This is a genomic window from Massilia sp. UBA6681, assembly GCF_002454935.1.
GTDB classification, from domain to species: domain Bacteria; phylum Pseudomonadota; class Gammaproteobacteria; order Burkholderiales; family Burkholderiaceae_D; genus Telluria; species Telluria varians.
Genome location: NZ_DKJX01000051.1, coordinates 21,471 through 41,349, shown reverse-complemented (window position 1 = coordinate 41,349; position 19,879 = coordinate 21,471). Strand labels below are relative to the sequence as shown.

Below are 19,879 nucleotides of genomic sequence, written 5' to 3'. Positions count from 1 at the left end.
CACACCATGAGCGAAACCGAAAAATTCTTTGCACCTCAGAGCGAGGGCCCCATTGCCAACCGTTTCAGCCTCCTGCTCGACAAGGCCGACGACGACGTGATCGATTCGAGCCTGCGGTCCGGCATCGAATTGCGCGGGGCGACTCCCTGGATCCTGATGTTCGCGATCCTGGTCGCCTCGATCGGCCTGAACATCAACTCCCCGGCCGTGATCATCGGCGCCATGCTGATCTCGCCGCTGATGGGGCCAATCGTGGGGATCGGCTACGGCATCGGGATCTACGATTTCGCGCTGATCCGCCGTTCGCTCGCCAACCTTGGCATCGCGGCCGCCATCAGCCTGGCGACCTCGACCCTGTACTTCCTTCTCACCCCCCTCGAAGAGGCACAATCGGAACTGCTGGCGCGCACCACGCCGACGCTGTGGGATGTCCTGATCGCGCTGGCCGGCGGCCTGGCCGGCATCATCGGCATGACCCGGCGCGAAAAGTCGAACGTGATCCCGGGCGTGGCGATCGCGACCGCCCTGATGCCGCCGCTGTGCACGGCCGGCTACGGCCTGGCCAACGGCAACTGGGCAGTGTTCGGCGGCGCGTTCTACCTGTTCTCGATCAACTGCGTGTTCATCGCCGTCTCGACCGTGATCGTCATCGAATACCTGCGCCTGCCGCATCGCAAGTTCGTGGACCAGACGGTCGAGCGCCGCGTCAAGCGCACCTTGCTCACGGTGGTGCTGTTGACCGCGTTGCCCAGCATCTACCTGGCGATCCAGCTGGTCGACAACGAAGTGTTCGGCCACCGCGCGCGCGCCTTCGTACGCACGGAATTCAGCGGCGGCTCCTCGCATGTGGTCGACACGCAACTCAGTCCGCTGCAGCGGCGCATCGAGCTGACCCTGATCGGCGCCCGCATGCCGCAGGCGGCAATCGCCGCCATCGAGAAGAAGCTGCCGCAGGCCGGTCTGGAAGGCGCGACCCTGGTGGTGCACCAGGCCGAGGACAGCCGCATCGACGTCGGCGTGCTGAAAGCCGACATCCTGACCGAGATTTACCGCGACACCCAGCAGGGCCTGCGTGAGCGCGACGCCACCATCGCCCAACTGCGCGAGGAACTGGCCAGGCGCACTACCGAGCGCAATGCCTGGCGCGAGACGGCGGCCGACATCGGCGCCGAATTCATCGCCCAGTATCCCACCTGCCGGGACCACTTGATGGGCGTGGCCCTGGTTCCCGGACAAGAGGGCAGGCCTGCGAGCGAAGTGCCGACCCTGACTGCCCGCTGCACGCGCGCGCTGGCGCCCGCCGACGTCAAGCGGGCGCAGGACTGGCTGGTCGCGCGCACCAAGGCGGCGGGCGCGCAACTGGTACTGGTGCCGCCGGCGCGCCGGCGCTGATCAGCGTTTCTTCTTCTCGCCGGCGGCGAACAGCTCGATCTTCTTGGTCGGGCCGGAAACGATCAGGAGGTCTGCGGGAAGGATGCGGGTCTCGGGCAGGGCATGCTGGAAGTCTTCGTTGGCGCGCTTGACGCCGACGATCGTCACGCCATAGCGCGAGCGAACGTGCGACTCGGCCAGGGTCTGGTGGTGGGTGCCGGCCGGTGCATGGATCTTGGCGATCGCAAAGCCGTCCTCGAATTCGATGAAGTCCATCAAGCGCCCGGTGATCAGGTGCGCCACGCGCGCACCCATGTCCGCCTCTGGAAAGATCACGTGATGGGCGCCGATGCGCTGGGCGATCTGGCCGTGTTCCGGCGTCTGCGCCTTGACCCAGATGTCCTTGATGCCAAGCTCGGTCAGCACCATCAGCGTCATCAGGCTGGCCGCAAGATCCGAGCCGATCGCCACGATGGCATGCGAAAAATCGGCTACGCCCAGCTGCAGCATGGTGCTCTCGTTGGTGGAGTCGGCCTGCACCGCATGGGTCAGGCGGTCGCCCCAGAACTGCACCAAGTCTTCACGGTTGTCGATGCCCATCACGTCGTGACCCAGGCGCATCAGGGACTGGGCGACGGCGCCGCCGAAGCGTCCCAAGCCGATGACGACGACGCTGTCGCTCGCCGAAAAGGCGAACTGCTCTGTAAAAATCCTACCCAACAATTGGATGTTCCTCCGGATAACGATAAGGCATGCGCCGTTCGCCCAGGACGAGCGAGGTGGCGAGCGTGATGGTGCCGACCCGGCCGATGAACATCAGCACGGCGAGCAGCAGCTGGCCGCTGGGCGGCAGCTGGTGGGTGATGCCGGTCGACAGTCCCGCGCTGCCGAAGGCGGCGATCACCTCGAAGATGATCTGGTCGGTCGGGAAGTGGGTGATGCGCAGCAGGATCACCGTGCCCACCGCGACGATGATGGAGCCCAGGACCAGCACCGTGATCGCCTGGCGCTGGGCCGAGGCGCCGACCCGGCGCCCGAAGGCTTCGGTATCGGTATGTCCTTTTGCTTCGGCGATCACCAGCAGGGCCAGGATGGCGATGGTGCCGACCTTGACGCCGCCGGCGGTGCCGCCGCTGCCGCCGCCGATGAACATCAGAAAGTAGTGCACGGCCCAGGTCTCGGGGGCGAGGGCGCCGATGTCGACCGCATTGAAACCGGCGGTGCGCGCCGCGACCGACATGAACATGCTGTTCGATAGCTTGTCGAACACGGAAAATGGCCCGATGGTCCGCACATTGTTCCATTCCAATACAACAATCGCCACGAAACCGCCCAGCACCAGTATCAGCGAGCCGGTCAGCGTCAGCTTGGTGTGCAGCGACCAGTGGCGCGGGTCGCGCCAGCGGTGGCGCAGGTCGTGCAGCACGGGGAAGCCGATGCCGCCGACGACGATGGCGATCATGATCGGCCCCAGCACCAGGGCGTCGCTGGCGTAGCGCATCAGGCTGTCCGCATGGATCGAGAAGCCGGCATTGTTGAACGCGGATGCGGAATGGAACAGCCCGTTCCAGGCGGCGTCTCCCCAATCCAGGCCATGGCCGAGGTGCAGCCTGAGCGTGAGGACCGCGAACAGCAGCAACTGGCAGATCAGGGCGACCTTGAACACGATCTTTGCCACGCTCGTGATGTCGCCGAGCCCGAGCAGGCGCGTCTCGGTCTGCGTCATCATGCGGGTGCGCAGCCTGGGCGAACGGTTGACCATCAGGCCGAGCAGGGTGGCGGCGGTCATCAGGCCGAAGCCGCCGAGCTGGAACAGGAACATGATGACGCCCTGCCCGAAGCCGGACCAGTAGCTGCCCGTGTCGACGATGGCCATGCCGGTCACGCATACCGCCGAGACCGAGGTGAACAGGGCGACCAGGGGCGGCGCCGGCAGGCCGTCGGCGCGCGCCGCCGGCAGCATGAGCAGCAGCGTGCCGACCACGATGGCCAGCAGGAAGCCCAGGGCGACGGCCCGTGCGGGATGGATAAGTGTTTTCATGCGCGCATCCGTGTCGATGCGCGCGGCAGGGCGCTAAGGGTTCGAAAGTCCATGGTGTCGTGAGGCCTGGCCGCTTGTCGGCGGCACTCGTTGCCTTGAATCACCCGAACCCTAACACATGGAGCGGGGGCGACGCCGCAAAACTGCGGCCATGCCGCTATCGGCGGCGCCGTGCGCGCCAGGTCAGCCCGGCCAGGCCGGCCGCCAGCATCGCCCAGGTCGATGGTTCCGGCGCCTGCGACATCATGGTCAGTCGGGTGTCGCTGGTCCAGTACAGGTGGCGCTCCTGGGTCATGTTTGGATTGAATTCGTAGGCGTAGTGCTGGTCGCCGGTGGTGATCAGGCGCCCGCCGCCGACCCAGCCTTCGGGATCCTGGCCGTAGCTGCCGACGCTGAAATGCAGGCCGGCATCCTGGGAAAAGGAAAAACTGGTGGCGCCGCACTGGTAGAACGGGTTGCTGGTGGCGGCGCAGGCGATGTAGTCGAGTTCGCCGACGACCAGGGCCAGCAGCTCGTCCTTTTCCAACAGGCCATTGCTGTTCAGATCATGGCCCTTGAACGAGCCGGAGATGACTTCCTCGGGCAGGAAGCTGTCCGACACGCTGTCGTAGAAACCGTTGAAGGAAAAGCCCCAGGAAATGGTGTCGCCGGGGGCCGCGTAGGCGGCGCTGCAGCACAGGAGCAGGGCGCCGGTGGAAAGTAACTTCTTCATTTGAAACCTCAAGCAAAAACAGGGGGGGCGCCGATCGACAACGCCACGTGGCCAGCGTACTCCTGTTCGCCAAATACTGTCGCGTTAAATTGTAGATATTTCTACATTGTGTCGTAACTTCGCGACAATAAGTAACATTGCCATTGAGAATGCTCGAAGTTCTCTGAGGCGCTCTCAGCTGCCGCCGGCGTAGCCGTTCTGGCGCCAGGCCTCATAGACGACTACCGCGACGGTATTGGAGAGGTTGAGGCTGCGGTTGTCCGGCATCATCGGCAGGCGGATGCGCTGGGCTGGCGGGAAGGTCTCGCGCAGGGCCGGGTCGAGGCCGCGCGATTCGGCGCCGAACACGAACACGTCGCCCGGCCGGAAACCGGCGTCGGCGAAGGGCGAGGAGCCGTGGGTGGTCAGCGCGAACATGCGCGAAGGATCCGGTTTCACGTCAAGCAGGAAGGCGTCCCAGTTCTTGTGCACCTTCATGGTGGCGTAGTCGTGGTAGTCCAGGCCGGCGCGGCGCATCTTGGCATCGTCGAGCGGGAAGCCGAGCGGCTCGATCAGGTGCAGCTGGACGCCGGTGTTGGCGCACAGGCGAATGACGTTGCCGGTATTCGGCGGGATTTCCGGTTCGACCAGGACGACGTGGAACAACATGTTCTCCTTCAATTTCTATAGGTGGGCGGCGTACGCGCGAACACCAGGTTGGTGACGCGTGCCGCGCCGGCGCGCTTGAGCACGCCGGCCAGTTCATCGAGTGTGTGGCCGCTGGTCATGACGTCGTCGACCACGCCGACGTGCACGCCTTCCAGGGCCGGATGGCCTTCGGCCAGGACGAAGGCGCCGCGCACGTTGCGGCGGCGCTCGCCCGGCGCTACGCCTGACTGCGCAGCCGTTTCCACCTGCCGCTCCAGCAGGCGCGGCGCCAGCGGAATCGTCAGCGCGCTGGACAGCGGCCGGGCCAGCTCGAGCGCCTGGTTATAGCCGCGCTCGACCAGGCGGCGCGGCCCGAGCGGCACCGGGCACAGCAGCTCCGGCAAGTCCGCGCCGCGCGCCCGAACGGCGTCACGCAAGCGGCCCGCCATCCACGGCGCCAGCGCCAGCCGGCTGGCGAATTTCAGCTGCAGCACCAGTTGGTCGACCGGCGCGCCATAGTCGCAGGCCGCCACGGTGGCGTCGAACGCCGGCGCATCGGCCAGGCAGGCGCCGCAGCGGCGGGCGCCGTCGGCGTTGCCGACCGGGTTGGCGCAGCAGGGGCAGCGCGTGTGCAGGTCCCGCGCATGCGCCTGCGTGCAGGCCGGGCAGACCGCTTGCTCTCCCAGGCTGCCGCACAGCACGCAGCTGGACGGCAACAGCGCATGAAGAACACGCGGCAGCAGGGAGTGGAAAAGCAGGGGCATCTACTCGAATCCACAGGAGCATGTACACTCCGCCATTATCTCACCAAGTTATCGCACTGAGCGCTTCACCACCATGGCTTCACCGCAACCTTCCCGCATGAGCGCGCCGATCGACCTCGAGCGCGTCCGTACCCTGTTCGTCCAGCCCGGCCGCATCCAGGCCTCCGATTTCCTGCGCCGCGAGATCGCCCAGCGCATGCACGAGCGCCTGCAGCTCGTGAAGATCGCGCCGAAGCAGGTGCTCGATGCCGGCTGCGGCACGGGCGCCGACCTGGCGCTGCTGCAGAAGACCTATCCGGCCGCGCAGATCCTCGGCATCGACGCCACCCCCGCCATGGCCACGGCCGCGAAAGCGCCGGCGCCGGCCACCCGCTCGCTGAACCAGATGCTCAGCCGTTTGCTGCCGGCCAAGGCCGGCGTGGACATCGTATGCGGCGACTTCGGCAACCTCCCTTTCGGGACGAACTCGCTCGACTTGTTGTGGTCGAACCTGGCGCTGCACTGGCATCCGCAGCCGGACCGCGTGTTCGCGGAATGGCGGCGGGTCTTGCGGGTGGACGGCCTCCTGATGTTTTCGAACTTCGGCCCGGACACCTTCTCCGAGCTGCGCAGCGCCTTTGCCGCCATGGACGAAACGCCGCACACGCTGCCTTTCGTCGACATGCACGACTTCGGCGACCAATTGGTGGAGGCGGGGTTTTCCACCCCGGTCATGGACATGGAGCGCATCACCGTCACCTACGACACTGCAGAGAGCCTGCTGCGCGACGTGCGCGCCTTCGGCGGCAACCCGCTCGATACGCGCCGGCGCGGCCTGGTCGGGCGCGCGGCGTGGCGGCGCATGCTCGATGCCTTCGAAGCCCAGCGCCGCCCCGACGGCAAGCTCGGACTCAGCTTCGAGGTCATCTATGGCCACGCCTTCCGTCCAGCCCCGCGCACCACCGCGGCAGGGGAGGCGATCGTGCGTTTCCAGCCACGCAAGTCTCAATAACTGCCGGCAACAACGACGCCCGATTTTCCTTGAATAAAAATTACTGATTTGATTATAATCAGTAGCTATTTTTGTCGTCTGGACGAGGAAAACGCTGAAAAAAGCAGCAATCCAGGCGCAAAAATAGAAATACAACGAGAAATGAATTGCAGCATCAGCAGAGCCGCTGATGGCGGGTAGCACAAAGCGACCGGCCCCCAGCGTGTAGGTTCCCACCGATTCCGCAGCGCAATTTCGCGGTACTGGTATAACCGTTCTGCGAATTACGTTTCGGAGCGGCGCCAGTTCGTTCATGGAGCTGTCGACCGTTAAAAAATATTTTTATTTTGGGTGGTTGGGGACAACATGACATACGCATCGCGACTTGGGGCCTGGATGTTCGGCCTCGCAGCAACGGCCGGCATCCCAGCATGGGCGGCTCCGGAAATCACGGGCCGGCCGGTGGAACACCAGTTGAACATGCAGCTCCCCGTGACCGGCGTCGGCGCCGATATCTACGACCTGCACAACTGGATGATGATCGTCTGCCTGGTGATCTTCGTCGGCGTGTTCGGTGTCATGTTCTATTCGGTGTTCAAGCACCGCAAGTCGCTCGGCCACAAGCCCGCCACCTTCCACGAATCGACCGCCGTCGAGATCGCCTGGACCATCGTTCCCTTCCTGATCGTCATCGGCATGGCCCTGCCGGCCACCAAGACCGTGGTCGCCCTGAAGGACACCTCGAACGCCGACATCACCATCAAGGCCACCGGCATGCAGTGGAAATGGGGCTATGACTACCTGAACGGCGAAGGCGAGGGCATTTCCTTCCTGTCCAACCTGGCCACCCCGCGCGCCCAGATCGGCCTGCCGGGCCAGGCTGCCACCGAGAAAAAGGGCGAGAACTACCTGCTCGAAGTGGACAACGAGATGGTCGTCCCGGTCGGCAAGAAAATCCGCATGGTGTTCACCGCCAACGACGTGATCCATGCCTGGACCATCCCGGCCTTCGCCATCAAGCAGGACGCGATTCCGGGCTTCGTGCGCGACGGCTGGTTCAAGGCCGACAAGATCGGCGTCTACCGCGGCAATTGCGTCGAACTGTGCGGCAAGGACCATGCCTTCATGCCGATCGTGGTGCGCGTGGTGTCCGCCGAGGACTACACCGCCTGGGTCGCCGGCGAGAAGAAGCGCATGGCCGCCCTGGCCGACGACCCGAACAAGGTCTGGACCATCGACGAACTGAAGACCCGCGGCGAGCAGGTCTACGCCGCCAACTGCGTGGCCTGCCACCAGGCCAACGGCAAGGGCGTGCCGAACGCCTTTGCCCCGCTGGACGGCTCGCCGAACGTGCTGGGCGCCAAGGCGCACCAGATCGACATCCTGCTCAACGGCCAGGACACCCCGGCCTATCCGTCGGCGATGCCGGCCTGGAAGCAGCTGTCGGACACCGAGATCGCCGCCGTGATCACCTATACCCGCAACACCTGGTCGAACAAGGCTGCGGAAAACATCGTGCAACCGGCGGAAGTGCTGGCTGCCCGCAGCAAATAACGTAGCACTGTGTTAGCTATCTAAGCTTCAGGGAATCGACATGACTACCAGCACCATCGATCACGCACACGACCACGGCCACGACCACGCGCACGACCACCCACACGGCTGGCGCCGCTGGCTGTTCGCCACCAACCACAAGGACATCGGTACCCTGTACCTGTGGTTCTCCTTCATCATGCTGCTCTCGGGCGGCGTGCTGGCGCTGATGATCCGCACCGAACTGTTCGAGCCGGGCCTGCAGTTCTTCCGCCCCGAGTTCTTCAACCAGCTGACCACCATGCACGGCCTGGTGATGGTGTTCGGCGCGATCATGCCGGCCTTCGTGGGCTTCGCCAACTGGATGCTGCCGCTGCAGGTGGGCGCCTCGGACATGGCCTTCGCCCGCATGAACAATTTCTCGTTCTGGCTGCTGCCGCCGGCGGCAATCCTGCTGGCCGCGTCCTTCCTGTCGCCGGGCGGCGCCACCGCGGCCGGCTGGACCCTGTACGCACCGCTGTCGACCCAGATGGGCCCGGGCATGGACATGGCGATCTTCGCCATGCACATCATGGGCGCTTCGTCGATCATGGGCTCGATCAACATCATTGTCACCATCCTGAACATGCGCGCACCGGGCATGACCCTGATGAAGATGCCGATGTTCTGCTGGACCTGGCTGATCACCGCCTACCTGCTCATCGCCGTGATGCCGGTGCTGGCAGGCGCCATCACCATGACCCTGACCGACCGCCACTTCGGCACCTCGTTCTTCAACGCGGCCGGCGGCGGCGACCCGGTGATGTACCAGCACATCTTCTGGTTCTTCGGCCACCCCGAGGTCTACATCATGATCCTGCCGGCCTTCGGCATCGTCTCGCAGATCATCCCGGCCTTCGCACGCAAGCCCCTGTTCGGCTACGCCTCGATGGTCTACGCGACCGCCTCGATCGCGATCCTGTCCTTCATCGTGTGGGCGCACCACATGTTCACCACCGGCATGCCGGTGACCTCGCAGCTGTTCTTCATGTACGCCACCATGCTGATCGCGGTGCCGACCGGCGTGAAGGTGTTCAACTGGGTCGCCACCATGTGGAAGGGCTCGATGACCTTCGAAACCCCGATGCTGTTCGCGGTGGGCTTCATCTTCGTGTTCACCATGGGCGGCTTCACCGGCCTGATCCTGGCGGTGACCCCGATCGACATCCAGGTGCACGACACTTACTACGTAGTGGCGCACTTCCACTACGTGCTGGTGGCGGGCTCGCTGTTCGCCCTGTTCGCCGGTTTCTACTACTGGGCGCCGAAGTGGACCGGCCACATGTATCCGGAATTCCGCGGCAAGGTGCACTTCTGGGCTTCCTTGATTACGTTCAACGTCACCTTCTTCCCAATGCACTTCCTGGGCCTGGCCGGCATGCCGCGCCGCTATGCGGACTACGCCACCCAGTTCACCGACTTCAACATGATCGTCTCGATCGGCGCCTTCGGCTTCGGCCTGTCGCAGGTCTACTTCCTGTTCGCGGTCGTGCTGCCGACCATCCGCGGCGGCGCCAAGGCCCCGGCCAAGCCGTGGGAAGGCGCGGAAGGCCTGGAGTGGACCGTGCCGAGCCCGGCGCCGTTCCACACCTTCGAAACCCCGCCGCTGGTGAAGTGATCATGGTCCAGGAACCGCGCAAGCCCAGCAACCTGCGTACCGCCCTGATCCTGGGCGGGATCGCGCTGTTCTTCTTCGCCAGCGTGTTCGTCAAGTTCACCTGGCTGAGCTGAAGGTAGCGTCGAGATGAGCGCGAGCAAACGGCTGCTGCAACTGAACCGCACCACCTTGATGAAGTTGGTGGTGGTGGCGGTGGTGATGTTCGGCTTCGGTTACGCGCTGGTGCCGGTGTACCGCCAGATCTGCGAGGTACTCGGCATCAACGTGCTGACCCAGGGCGAGTTCGTTGAAGCGCCCAAGAATACCCAGATCGACAAGAGCCGCAAGATCGTCGTCGAGCTGGATGGCAATGCGCAGGGACCGTGGCGCTTCCGCCCGGTCCAGCGCAGCATCGAAGTGCATCCCGGCGAACTGACCACCGTCACCTACGAGGTGGTCAACACGCAGGCGAGGGCGGTCAAGGCGCAGGCGATCCCGAGCTACGCACCCCAGGTCGTCGCGCCGCACTTCAAGAAAGTGGAATGCTTCTGCTTCCAGGAACAGACGCTTGCCGCCAACGAAGCGCGCCAGATGCCGGTGGTCTTCTTCATCGACCCGGCGCTGCCGCGCGAGGTGAAGAACATCACGCTGTCGTACACCTTCTTCGAGATCGGCGGCGCGGTGCAGACGGCGTCGGCGAAGGCGGCGACAGTCAAGTAAGGGCAGTAGACAAGAGTAGAGCGCCTAACAAAACCCCGAGGGCAAGCCATCGGGGGAATTGTTGGGCGCTCTTAGCGACACAAAAGAATCACCCGATAACACAAAGAGTAGATGAGGAGATGAAAATGAGTTCGCCACAAACCGCGCCCTACTATTTCGTGCCAGGCCCGTCGCGCTGGCCGATGTGCGCCGGCATGTCGATGCTGGTCACCATGGCCGGCGCGTCCGGCTGGGTCAACAGCGCCCCCTGGGGCCCGGCAGTGTGCCTGGCCGGCATCGCCGCCACCCTGGTGGTGCTGTACTTCTGGTTCGGCGACGCCATCAAGGAATCCGAGTCGGGCATGTACGGCAGGCGCATCGACCTGTCCTACCGCTGGTCGATGAGCTGGTTCATCTTCTCGGAAGTGATGTTCTTCGCCGCCTTCTTCGGCGCGCTGTTCTATGCCCGTGCGATCAGCATGCCCTGGCTCTCCGACCTCGACCACAAGATCATCTGGCCGGACTTTGCACCGACCTGGGGCAACACCGGTCCGGCCGGCGTGGTGGACCAGTTCCAGACCATGGGGCCGTTCCCGATCCCGACCATCAACACCGCGCTGCTGCTGCTGTCGGGCGTGACCCTGACGATTTCGCACCACGCGCTGCGCGCCGGCCACCGTTCCAAGACGGCGTTCTGGCTGTTCGCCACCATCCTGCTGGGCGCGATCTTCATGGGCTTCCAGGTCTACGAATACATGCACGCCTACGCGGACCTGAACCTGAAGCTGACCTCGGGCATCTACGGCTCGACCTTCTTCATGCTGACCGGCTTCCACGGCTTCCACGTGACCATGGGCGCGATCATGCTGTCGGTGATCCTGTACCGTGTGCTCAAGGGCCACTTCACGGCGGACAACCACTTCGGCTTCGAAGGCGCGGCCTGGTACTGGCACTTCGTCGACGTGGTGTGGCTGGGCCTGTACGTCGTCGTGTACTGGCTGTAAGAAAGATGTTGGCGGCGATGTCCGCCTTCCGTGGGGTGGGCGGCTTTGCCGCCCACCTTACATTTGTACTGTAAGCAAGCTCGTCAGCGAATACCGGTCGGGGCAATCCACCCCATCTTGTAGGCGCCGAGCAGGCACAGGAACAGGGTAATCGACAGCCCGACCCGCAGCGCCAGCGCATGCACCGTCCGGTTGCTCTGGCCTTTGTCGCGCATCAGGAAGAAAAGGGCCGACGCAAGGCTGGCTAGGATTAGGATGAAGGCAATCGCAACAAGCAGTTTCATGGTTGGCCCAGTCAAGGTTGAGGCATCATTGTAATGCGCATCCCCTTCCATTTTCGCCTCATTCCCTTCATCGCCGCACTGCTTGTTGCCCTGGTAGGTATTGCGCTGGGTAACTGGCAGCAGGGCAGGGCTGCATACAAGCTGGCCGTGCAGGAAAAGCTGGCCACCCTCGCCACCGAAGCACCCATGGCGCTCGGCAGCACCCTCACGCCCGCCGCCCAACTCGAATACCGGCATGTCAGCGTCAGCGGCGAGTTCGTCGCCGGCTGGCCGCTGTTCCTGGCCAACCGCCCGATGGCCGGCCGTCCTGGCTACTACCTCGTCATGCCGTTTAAAATCGCGGGATCGAACACACATGTGCTCGTGATGCGCGGCTGGTTGCCGCGCGAAGCGGAATACGGCAAGCTGCCGGCCTTCACCACGCCCTCGGGCACGGTCACGGTCGAAGGCATCGTCGTGGCCTCGGCCGGGCACGTGATGGACCTGGGCGAGGCCGCGCCGCTGGCGCCGAGGGCGATCGTCCAGAACATCGATCCGGCCCTGGTGGCCAAGGCCACCGGACTGGTGCTGCAGCCTTTCTTCGTGCAGCAGACCGGGCCGGACCAGCCGGGCGAGCTGGACGACATGCTGCTGCGGGTCTGGCCCTCGCCCTCGAGCGGCATCGACAAGCACCGCGGCTACGCCTTCCAGTGGTATGCGCTGGCGGCCATGGCCATCCTATTTTTTGTGATAACAGGGTTCCGAAGTGGAGCAAAGAGTGGAGCAAAACAAGCCGATGCAGGAAAACCTGAAGCAGAAACCAGTGATGCAGGCAACTGATCCCGCCAAGGATCCGGTGAAGGCCCGCCGCACGGGCCGCTGGAAACTGTTCGCCGTGCTGCTTGTCTGCGCGGCGCCGATGATCCTGTCCTATCTCACCTATTACGTCATCAAGCCGACCGGGCGCACCAACTACGGCACCCTGATCGACCCGCGCAGCAGGCCGATCCCGGCCATGGCCAGCACCACGCTCGACGGCCGTCCCGAAACGCTGGAGCAGTACGCGGGCAAGTGGATCATGCTGAAGGTCGGCGGCGGCGAATGCCTGGAAGCCTGCCAGAAGCAGCTGTTCGCGATGCGCCAGTGGCGCACCATGCAGGGCAAGAACATGGACCGCGTCGAACGCGTCTGGCTCGTCACCGACAATCAGCCGCTCGACACGATGACGATCCGCCAATACGACGGCATGCACCTGCTGCGCGCGCCGAAGGAGGCCGTCGACAAGTGGCTGCCGGCCGACAAGGGCACGCAGCCGTCCGACCACATCTACCTGATCGACCCGCTCGGCAACCTGATGATGCGCTTCCCCGTCAATCCGGACCCAGGCAAAGTACACAAGGATATCGCCAAGCTGCTCAAGGCTTCCGCGATCGGCTGACCAGGCCCGATCCCATCCAGGGCCATGCGCATGGCCCGCGACACCCTGATAGATAATGCAAGCTTCTTCCCTGATCCAACTGGCCCTGATGGGCGTGCTCGTGGCCATCCTGCCACTGTCGATGGTCTGGATGTCCTCGGACCCCAACAAGTTCCGCAAGCTGGTCTGGGTCGCCGTTTTCCTGACCTTCGACCTGATCGTCTTCGGCGGCTTTACCCGCCTGACCGACTCGGGCCTGGGCTGTCCGGACTGGCCGGGCTGCTACGGCATGGCCAACCCCTTCCTGGCGCACGAGCAGATCTCGGCAGCCGAAGCGGCCATGCCGACCGGGCCGGTCACCGTGGTCAAGGCCTGGATCGAGATGATCCACCGCTACCTGGCGATGGGCATCGGCGTGATCATCATGGCCCTGCTCATCACCGCCACCGTGCAGTGGCGCAAAACGAAGGTGCAGGCCTTCAAGCCGGGCATCCCGCTGGCGCTGTTCATCTTCGTGTGCATCCAGGGCGCCTTCGGCGCCTGGACCGTCACCCTGAAGCTGCAGCCGGTGATCGTGACCATCCACCTGCTGCTGGGCATGGGCCTGCTGGCCCTGCTGACCTGGCTTGGCGGGCGTGAAGACTACCTCATGCACAAGCCGCCACGCGCCGGTGACGACGCCGCGCTGCGCGGCATCCGCACGCTGGCGCTGCTGGCGGCGGTCGTCATTACCGTGCAGATCGCGCTGGGCGGGTGGGTGAGCACTAACTACGCGACCCTGGCCTGCGATGAATTCCCGCTGTGCGACGGCCGATTGGTGCCGGAAATGGATTTCGAGCACGGCTTCCACCTGTGGCGCGAGCTGGGCAAGACGGCGGCCGGCCACTACCTGCCGTTCTCGGCCCTGGTGGCGATCCACTGGGTGCACCGCAACTTCGCCATCCTGGTGGTCGCCGTCGTCGGCCTGCTGGTGTGGCGCGCCTGGCGCCATGTCTATCTGGCAAAACATGCCAAATGGCTGGCCGGGGTGCTGGTCGTCCAGCTGCTGACCGGGGTGGCCACGGTCTACTTCGACTTCCCGCTCGCCATTGCCGTAATGCATAACGCGGGGGCGGCCCTGCTGGTCCTGCTGGTGACCATGTTAAACTATCGGGTGAGACAGCAACTTGAAGTGAACCGCGCCGGATGAGCAGCGATTTGAGCCTCGACGAGAGCCGCGACCTGGCCGGTGCCACCGCGACCCCGGCCTTGCCGCGGTTCGAGTCCCCACGCACCCCATCGATGACGACCCAGACAGCCCTCCATAAACCCCCGAGCCGCGTTGCCCAGTACTGGGCCCTGACCAAACCACGGGTCACGCAGCTGGCCGTGTTCTGCGCGGTGATCGGGATGTTCCTTGCCACCGACGGTTTCCCGGGCTGGCAGGTGCTGGTCGCCGGCACCGCCGGCATCTGGCTGCTGGCGGGCGCCGCCTTTGCCGTGAACTGCCTGGTGGAGGCGGAGATCGACGCGCGCATGGCGCGCACGGCGCGCCGCGCCACCGCCATGGGCGAGCTTACCAGCACCCAGACGATCATCTTCTCGACGATCATCGGCGGCCTGGGCATGGGCGTGCTGTATTTCCTCGTCAATCCGCTCACCATGTGGCTGACCTTCGTCACCTTCGTCGGTTATGCCTTCATCTACACCATGCTGCTCAAGCCGGCCACGCCGCAGAACATCGTCATCGGCGGCCTGTCGGGCGCCATGCCGCCGGCCCTGGGCTGGGCCGCCGTCGCCAATGAAGTGCCGATGGAAGCCTGGCTGCTGGTGCTCATCATCTTCGTCTGGACCCCGCCGCACTTCTGGGTGCTGGCCATGTACCGCCGCGAAGACTACGCCCGCTCCGGCCTGCCGATGCTGCCGATTACCCACGGCATGCAGTACACCGGCCTGCAGGTGTGGCTGTACACCATCGCGCTGGCGGCGACCACCTTGCTGCCTTTCGCCGTCGGCATGAGCGGCCTGATCTACCTGGCCGCGGCCGTCGTGCTGAACGCGGTCTTCCTGCGCCACTCGTGGCGCGTGCACAAGCATTACAGCGACATGGCTGCGCGTAATGCCTTTACCTGGTCCATCGTCTACCTGTCGCTGCTGTTCGCCGCGCTGCTGGTCGACCATTACTTCAAGTTCTGACCATGAAAAAACTGCTGACCGCCCTGATGCTGTCCGCGGCGGTGCTGGCCGCCGGCTGCGACAAGCTGTCGAACAAGACCCCGGCCTTCGTCAATACCGACATCACCGGCCTCGATTACGCCAAGGGCTTCTCGCTGACCGACCATACCGGCAAGCCGCGCACGCTGCAGGACTTCCGCGGCAAGCTGACCGTGGTGTTCTTCGGCTATACCCAGTGCCCGGACGTGTGCCCGACCACGATGGCCAAGATGGCCACCGTGATGAAGGAACTCGGCCCGGCAAGCAAGGACGTGCAGGTGCTGTTCATCACGCTCGACCCGGAGCGCGACACCCAGGAACTGCTGAATGCCTACGTGCCGGCCTTCCACCCGAGCTTTATCGGCTTGCGCGGCGACGCCGAGGCCACCGCACGCACGGCCAAGGAATTCAAGGTGTTCTACGCCAAGACTCCATCCGGCGACGATCCCAAGAACTACACAGTGGACCACATGACCGGCAGCTATGTGTTCGACCGCGAGGGCAGGGTGCGCCTGCTGGTGCGTCACGAGGCCGAGCCGGGTGCAATCGCATCGGACCTGCGCCAGCTCCTGTAAGCGCCCGTTCCTCTAAGTCATCCTTAACAAGTCTGCTGTTATGATGGTGTAAACACCACTCGACAGGGACGGCATGGAACAACGCCAGGGCAGGAACTACACCCGCATCGCCATTGTCGTCCTGCTGACGCTGGGCTGCCTCTACGTCCTCAAGCCTTTCCTGGCCGCGATCCTGTTCGCGGCCTGCGTCGTGATCTCCTCCTGGCCGCTCTATCTGCGCCTGCAGTACGCGATGCGCGGGCACCGCACCCTGGCGGCGCTGACCATGACGCTGTCGCTCACCTTGCTCGTTATCATCCCGCTGTCGATGGTCGCCTACAACCTGGCTGACGACGTCGCCAGGGGCTTCAGCGAACTGCGCACGGCGGTCGAGCACCGCGAGCTGATTCCGCCGTCCTGGATACGCGAACTGCCGCTGGTGGGCGCAACGATCGACAACTACCTGCGCGAGCTGGTCGCCAGCCGCGAGCAGATGATCGCACTGGCCCAGCGCATGCTGGAGCCGGCGCGGCGCTACCTGATCGCCGGTGGCCTGATGCTGGGCACCGGCGTGGTCCAGCTCAGCCTGGCCGCTTTCGTCAGCTTCTTCTTCTACCGCGACGGCAAGGCCCTGCTCGAGGTGATCGCCGTGACCATGCGGCGCGTGATGGGCGAGGGCGCCGAATCGGTCGCCAACACGGTGAGCCAGACGGTGCGCGGCGTCATGTACGGCCTGCTCGGCACCGCGCTGGCGCAGGCGGTGGTGGCGGCGATCGGTTTCACCATCGCGGGCGTGCCGGCGGTGCCGCTGCTGTCGGTGATGGTCTTCATCTCGTCCCTGATCCCGGTCGGCCCGCCGCTCATCTGGGGCGGCGCGGCTTTCTGGCTGTTCATGCATCACGAGACCGGCTGGGCGATCTTCATGGTGATCTGGGGCACTTTCCTGATCAGCGGCGTCGACAACGTCGTGCGACCCATGCTGATCAGTCGCGGCAGCAGCCTGCCTTTCCTGCTCACCCTGCTGGGCGTGCTGGGCGGGGTGATCGCCTTCGGCTTCGTCGGCATGTTCATCGGGCCGACCCTGCTGGCGGTCGGCTACTCCCTGATGACCGACTGGACCGGCACGCCGGACCGGGTGATCCGCCAGGGTAGCAACAGCGAGGGTCAGGTCTGACATTTGGACACGGCCTCATCCACATCATTGTTGGGTCCGTGTCTCAATGTCAGACCTGACCCTGATGACCGTGGCAATGCTCGAGGACCGCGTCCGCATCAAGGAGGGCAAGCCCCAGCCGTACGGCAGCCAGCTGAGCGGCAATCCGCTGGGCTTCGATTCGACTACGCCAAGCGCTTCGGGTTGACCTACACGCCCAAGGGCAAGCAATAGCTGGATTGACCAGCATCACTTGTGCTTGTTCTTGATGTGTATATAATCCATATATGGAACGTATATGGAGAGTATAGTGGGCATCGTAAACATCGACGACGAAGTACATGACCAGATCCGCAAGGCGAGCAGCGTGTCCTGCCGCTCGATCAACGCGCAGGCGGCCTTCTGGATCAAGATTGGCATGCTGTGCGAGATGAACCCGACGATGAGCTTCAACGAGATCGTCGCGCGCGAACTGAAGGCCGCCGGGGTGGCGCCGGAAAGCGTGCGGGTAGCGGGAGGACCGCCGGACGCCGTCAAGGCAGCGGCGGCATGACCAAACGGCCTGAAGAAATTGTGCTGATGGCCGAATCGGGCCGGCTGCTGGCGGGTGTGTTCGCTCACCTGGACAGCCTGAACCTGATCGGCATGTCGACCATGCAGGTCAATGACCTGGTCGAGCGTTTCATCGTCGATGCATTGGGCGCACGTCCGGCCAGCAAGGGCCAGTACGGCTATGCCTATGCGCTGAATTCCTCCCGCAACAACGTGGTCTGCCACGGCGTGCCCTCGCACACCGAGATCCTGCAGAGCGGCGACATCGTCAACCTCGATATCACGCTCGAGAAGAACGGCTACATCGCCGACTCCAGCAAGACCTACCTGGTGGGCGAGGTGTCGCCCGCCGCCAGGCGGCTGGTGAAGGTGACTTATGAGGCCATGTGGAAGGGCATCCGGGCCGTGCGTCCCGGCGCGCGCCTGGGCGACGTCGGCCATGCCATCGAGCGCCACGCGCGCAAGCATGGCTATACGGTGGTGCGCGACTACTGCGGCCACGGCATCGGGCGCGAGATGCACGAGCCGCCCCAGGTGCTGCACTGGGGACGGCCGCAGACCGGGCTGGTACTGCGCGAAGGCATGACCTTCACCATCGAACCGATGCTCAACCAGGGACGGCACGCCGTGCGTACCGAAGACGACGGCTGGACTGTCGTCACTTGCGACGGCCAGCTGTCGGCGCAGTTCGAGCACACGGTAGCGGTCACGCGCCAGGGCGTGCGGGTCTTGACCCTGCGCCCTGGCGAGACGACGCTCTAGATCCTCGGCGGCAGGGCCTTGCGCCTGGCGCGGGCCCGGATGTTCAGCGCTTCCACCACCAGCGAGAACGCCATCGCGGCGTAGATATAGCCCTTCGGGATGTCCGCTTCGAAGGCTTCCGCCGTGAGCGCCATGCCAACCATCACCAGGAAGGCCAGCGCCAGCACCTTGACGGACGGGTGGCGGTCGACGAAGTCGCCGATCGGCTTGGCCGCCACCAGCATCACCAGCACCGAGAAGATCACGGCCGCCACCATCACGCTGATCTGGTCCACCATGCCGACCGCGGTGATGACCGAGTCGAGCGAGAACACGATGTCGATCACGGCGATCTGGCCGATGATGCTCCAGAACAGCTTGTTGGTCGCCGCCGCCGCGGCGGCGGTGCCGGCCACGTCCTGCGGCCCGGCCTGGTCCTTGGCTTCCACCTCGACGAAGATCTCGTGCGAGGCCTTGTAGAGCAGGAACAGGCCGCCGAACAGCAGCACCAGGTCGCGTCCGCTGATGCCCTGGTCAAATACGTTGAACAGGTCCGCGGTGAGCCCCATTACCCAGCTCAGCGAGAACAGCAGCAGCAGGCGCGAGACCATGGCGAAGCCCAGGCCCAGGCGCCGCGCCTTGTCGCGCATCTCGGGCGGCAAGCGGCCGACCAGGATCGAAATGAAGATGATGTTGTCGACCCCGAGCACGATCTCGAGGGCGCTCAGCATGAGGAAGGCGATCCAGACATTCGGGTCCGCTAGCAGTTCCATGGCCGCTCCGTTGTGAAAAAAGCCATGGTAGCAGCCTCCTGCTTTATGCAGAGCACAGCCGCGGCGACACCCGATCAGGCGTGCAGGGCGGCCACGATGCGGGCGGCAATTTGTTGCAGCTGCCCGGTATCCGCCGGCACCGCGGCGTGCGGCCGGAGCGCCGCCGCCCCCTCACGCGGCACGATATGGAAGTGGACGTGCGGGACGGTCTGGCCCGCCGCGCTGCCGTTGAACTGGGCGACCATGATGCCCGGCGCGCCCATCGCGGCCTTGACCGCGGCCGCCACCTTCTTGGTGCTGCGGATGCAGGCCGCCGCGGCGTCGTCGGACAGGCCGAACAGCTCGACGGCCGCCTCTTTCGGCAGCACCAGCACATGGCCAGGGGCCTGCGGCATGATGTCCATGATGGCGAGCGTGTGCTCGTCTTCGTAGACCTTGATGCAGGGCAGTTCGCCGCGCAGGATGCGGGCAAAGGGGTTGTTGGGATCGTATTCCATTTGCTTGCTCCGTCGAAGTCGATCGGCGCCCTGACGGACAAAGTCGGGGCCAGGCCTTCGCTATGTTAACTTACGGTCCCAGGACATCACGTTCCACATGAAGACGAAAAAGGTCCAGAAGACGAGGACGCTGACGACGGCGCCAAGGAAGTAGAAGCCGCCCGGAACGGAAATGCCGCTCGCCAGGGAAAAACCCCAGATTCCCGCTGTCGGCAGCGTGAGGGAGAAGGCGTAGAAGGCCAGCTGGACGCGTAATGAAAGCGCAAAAATTTTCAAGGGAGCCTCGGGAAATCATGTCAACGCGGAAGCGCTGAGCATAGCACCGTGGAGGCAGGTCAAAATTTGCACATTGTCACTGCGACTGTTCGCGTGCCTCGCA

The 19,879-nt window shown here is 64.6% G+C and carries 25 protein-coding genes; 16 read left to right on the top strand and 9 right to left on the bottom strand.

What is annotated here, in order from left to right; translation table 11 throughout:
- Window positions 1–6: 6 nt before the first annotated feature.
- Window positions 7–1,392, top strand: a complete 1,386-nt coding sequence (locus B2R83_RS07755; RefSeq protein ID WP_292039835.1) for a DUF389 domain-containing protein — start codon at window positions 7–9, stop codon at window positions 1,390–1,392.
- On the opposite strand, the gene B2R83_RS07750 is transcribed toward B2R83_RS07755, so the two are convergent.
- From B2R83_RS07750 to B2R83_RS07730, 5 genes are all read right to left on the bottom strand, one after another.
- On the bottom strand, window positions 1,393–2,094 hold the full coding sequence (locus B2R83_RS07750; RefSeq protein WP_292039832.1) for a potassium channel family protein: 702 nt from the start codon (window positions 2,092–2,094) through the stop codon (window positions 1,393–1,395).
- The gene (locus B2R83_RS07745; protein ID WP_292039830.1) at window positions 2,084–3,412 is read right to left on the bottom strand and encodes a TrkH family potassium uptake protein; all 1,329 of its coding nucleotides are present in this window, start codon (window positions 3,410–3,412) and stop codon (window positions 2,084–2,086) included. Before B2R83_RS07745 ends, B2R83_RS07750 begins: the two co-directional genes overlap by 11 nt.
- A 157-nt stretch (window positions 3,413–3,569) precedes the next feature.
- Complete coding sequence (locus B2R83_RS07740; RefSeq protein ID WP_292039828.1) at window positions 3,570–4,124, bottom strand: PEP-CTERM sorting domain-containing protein; 555 nt, start codon at window positions 4,122–4,124, stop codon at window positions 3,570–3,572.
- 174 nt (window positions 4,125–4,298) lie between these two features.
- Window positions 4,299–4,769, bottom strand: coding sequence for a tRNA (uridine(34)/cytosine(34)/5-carboxymethylaminomethyluridine(34)-2'-O)-methyltransferase TrmL (gene trmL / locus B2R83_RS07735; protein WP_292039865.1), 471 nt, complete (start codon window positions 4,767–4,769; stop codon window positions 4,299–4,301).
- Between the two features lie 11 nt (window positions 4,770–4,780).
- Window positions 4,781–5,515, bottom strand: a complete 735-nt coding sequence (locus tag B2R83_RS07730) for a ComF family protein (RefSeq protein WP_292039826.1) — start codon at window positions 5,513–5,515, stop codon at window positions 4,781–4,783.
- 97 nt (window positions 5,516–5,612) lie between these two features.
- Between B2R83_RS07730 and B2R83_RS07725 the strand changes: the two genes are divergently transcribed.
- From B2R83_RS07725 to B2R83_RS07700, 6 genes are all read left to right on the top strand, one after another.
- The gene (locus B2R83_RS07725) at window positions 5,613–6,506 is read left to right on the top strand and encodes a methyltransferase domain-containing protein (protein WP_292039824.1); all 894 of its coding nucleotides are present in this window, start codon (window positions 5,613–5,615) and stop codon (window positions 6,504–6,506) included.
- Window positions 6,507–6,851: 345 nt separating this feature from the next.
- Window positions 6,852–8,039, top strand: coding sequence for a cytochrome c oxidase subunit II (gene coxB, locus B2R83_RS07720; protein ID WP_027867002.1), 1,188 nt, complete (start codon window positions 6,852–6,854; stop codon window positions 8,037–8,039).
- A gap of 40 nt (window positions 8,040–8,079) precedes the next feature.
- Window positions 8,080–9,675: a cytochrome c oxidase subunit I gene (gene ctaD, locus B2R83_RS07715; protein WP_027867003.1), complete on the top strand. Its 1,596-nt coding sequence runs from the start codon at window positions 8,080–8,082 to the stop codon at window positions 9,673–9,675.
- 2 nt (window positions 9,676–9,677) lie between these two features.
- Window positions 9,678–9,788 carry a cytochrome oxidase small assembly protein gene (locus B2R83_RS07710; protein WP_209587845.1) on the top strand — a complete coding sequence of 37 codons (111 nt, stop codon included), beginning with the start codon at window positions 9,678–9,680 and terminating at the stop codon, window positions 9,786–9,788.
- A 13-nt stretch (window positions 9,789–9,801) separates the two neighbouring features.
- Window positions 9,802–10,374, top strand: a complete 573-nt coding sequence (locus B2R83_RS07705) for a cytochrome c oxidase assembly protein (RefSeq protein WP_292039820.1) — start codon at window positions 9,802–9,804, stop codon at window positions 10,372–10,374.
- A 125-nt stretch (window positions 10,375–10,499) separates the two neighbouring features.
- Window positions 10,500–11,357, top strand: a complete 858-nt coding sequence (locus tag B2R83_RS07700) for a cytochrome c oxidase subunit 3 (protein WP_292039817.1) — start codon at window positions 10,500–10,502, stop codon at window positions 11,355–11,357.
- Between the two features lie 83 nt (window positions 11,358–11,440).
- Here the strand turns inward: B2R83_RS07700 and B2R83_RS07695 are convergent, their stop codons facing one another.
- A complete protein-coding gene (locus B2R83_RS07695; protein WP_027867006.1) occupies window positions 11,441–11,641 on the bottom strand; it encodes a twin transmembrane helix small protein in 201 nt (66 codons plus the stop codon).
- 33 nt (window positions 11,642–11,674) lie between these two features.
- Here B2R83_RS07695 and B2R83_RS07690 point away from each other — a divergent pair, with 33 nt between their 5' ends.
- From B2R83_RS07690 to map, 9 genes are all read left to right on the top strand, one after another.
- Entirely contained in the window at window positions 11,675–12,460 is a 786-nt protein-coding gene (locus B2R83_RS07690; protein ID WP_292039815.1) for an SURF1 family protein, read from the top strand.
- Window positions 12,447–13,058, top strand: a complete 612-nt coding sequence (locus tag B2R83_RS07685) for an SCO family protein (protein WP_292039813.1) — start codon at window positions 12,447–12,449, stop codon at window positions 13,056–13,058. Before B2R83_RS07690 ends, B2R83_RS07685 begins: the two co-directional genes overlap by 14 nt.
- Window positions 13,059–13,113: 55 nt before the next feature.
- Window positions 13,114–14,226 carry a COX15/CtaA family protein gene (locus tag B2R83_RS07680; protein WP_292039811.1) on the top strand — a complete coding sequence of 371 codons (1,113 nt, stop codon included), beginning with the start codon at window positions 13,114–13,116 and terminating at the stop codon, window positions 14,224–14,226.
- Between the two features lie 92 nt (window positions 14,227–14,318).
- The gene (gene cyoE / locus B2R83_RS07675; RefSeq protein ID WP_292039863.1) at window positions 14,319–15,212 is read left to right on the top strand and encodes a heme o synthase; all 894 of its coding nucleotides are present in this window, start codon (window positions 14,319–14,321) and stop codon (window positions 15,210–15,212) included.
- Window positions 15,213–15,214: 2 nt separating this feature from the next.
- Window positions 15,215–15,805 (top strand): SCO family protein, encoded by a 591-nt coding sequence (locus tag B2R83_RS07670; RefSeq protein WP_292039809.1) that lies wholly within the window; start codon window positions 15,215–15,217, stop codon window positions 15,803–15,805.
- 73 nt (window positions 15,806–15,878) lie between these two features.
- The gene (locus B2R83_RS07665; protein WP_292039807.1) at window positions 15,879–16,958 is read left to right on the top strand and encodes an AI-2E family transporter; all 1,080 of its coding nucleotides are present in this window, start codon (window positions 15,879–15,881) and stop codon (window positions 16,956–16,958) included.
- Between the two features lie 46 nt (window positions 16,959–17,004).
- Window positions 17,005–17,145 carry a hypothetical protein gene (locus B2R83_RS07660; protein WP_292039805.1) on the top strand — a complete coding sequence of 47 codons (141 nt, stop codon included), beginning with the start codon at window positions 17,005–17,007 and terminating at the stop codon, window positions 17,143–17,145.
- 102 nt (window positions 17,146–17,247) lie between these two features.
- Complete coding sequence (locus B2R83_RS07655; RefSeq protein ID WP_051996465.1) at window positions 17,248–17,490, top strand: ParD-like family protein; 243 nt, start codon at window positions 17,248–17,250, stop codon at window positions 17,488–17,490.
- The gene (map, locus tag B2R83_RS07650) at window positions 17,487–18,251 is read left to right on the top strand and encodes a type I methionyl aminopeptidase (RefSeq protein ID WP_292039803.1); all 765 of its coding nucleotides are present in this window, start codon (window positions 17,487–17,489) and stop codon (window positions 18,249–18,251) included. The genes B2R83_RS07655 and map overlap by 4 nt, the downstream gene beginning before the upstream one ends.
- On the opposite strand, the gene B2R83_RS07645 is transcribed toward map, so the two are convergent.
- The 3 genes from B2R83_RS07645 to B2R83_RS07635 all read right to left on the bottom strand — a co-directional run bounded on the left by B2R83_RS07645 (window position 18,248) and on the right by B2R83_RS07635 (window position 19,776).
- On the bottom strand, window positions 18,248–19,003 hold the full coding sequence (locus tag B2R83_RS07645) for a TerC family protein (RefSeq protein WP_292039801.1): 756 nt from the start codon (window positions 19,001–19,003) through the stop codon (window positions 18,248–18,250). The genes map and B2R83_RS07645 overlap by 4 nt on opposite strands.
- Window positions 19,004–19,077: 74 nt before the next feature.
- On the bottom strand, window positions 19,078–19,500 hold the full coding sequence (locus tag B2R83_RS07640; RefSeq protein ID WP_292039799.1) for an HIT family protein: 423 nt from the start codon (window positions 19,498–19,500) through the stop codon (window positions 19,078–19,080).
- Window positions 19,501–19,560: 60 nt separating this feature from the next.
- A complete protein-coding gene (locus tag B2R83_RS07635; RefSeq protein ID WP_292039797.1) occupies window positions 19,561–19,776 on the bottom strand; it encodes a hypothetical protein in 216 nt (71 codons plus the stop codon).
- Between the last annotated feature and the right edge of the window lie 103 nt (window positions 19,777–19,879).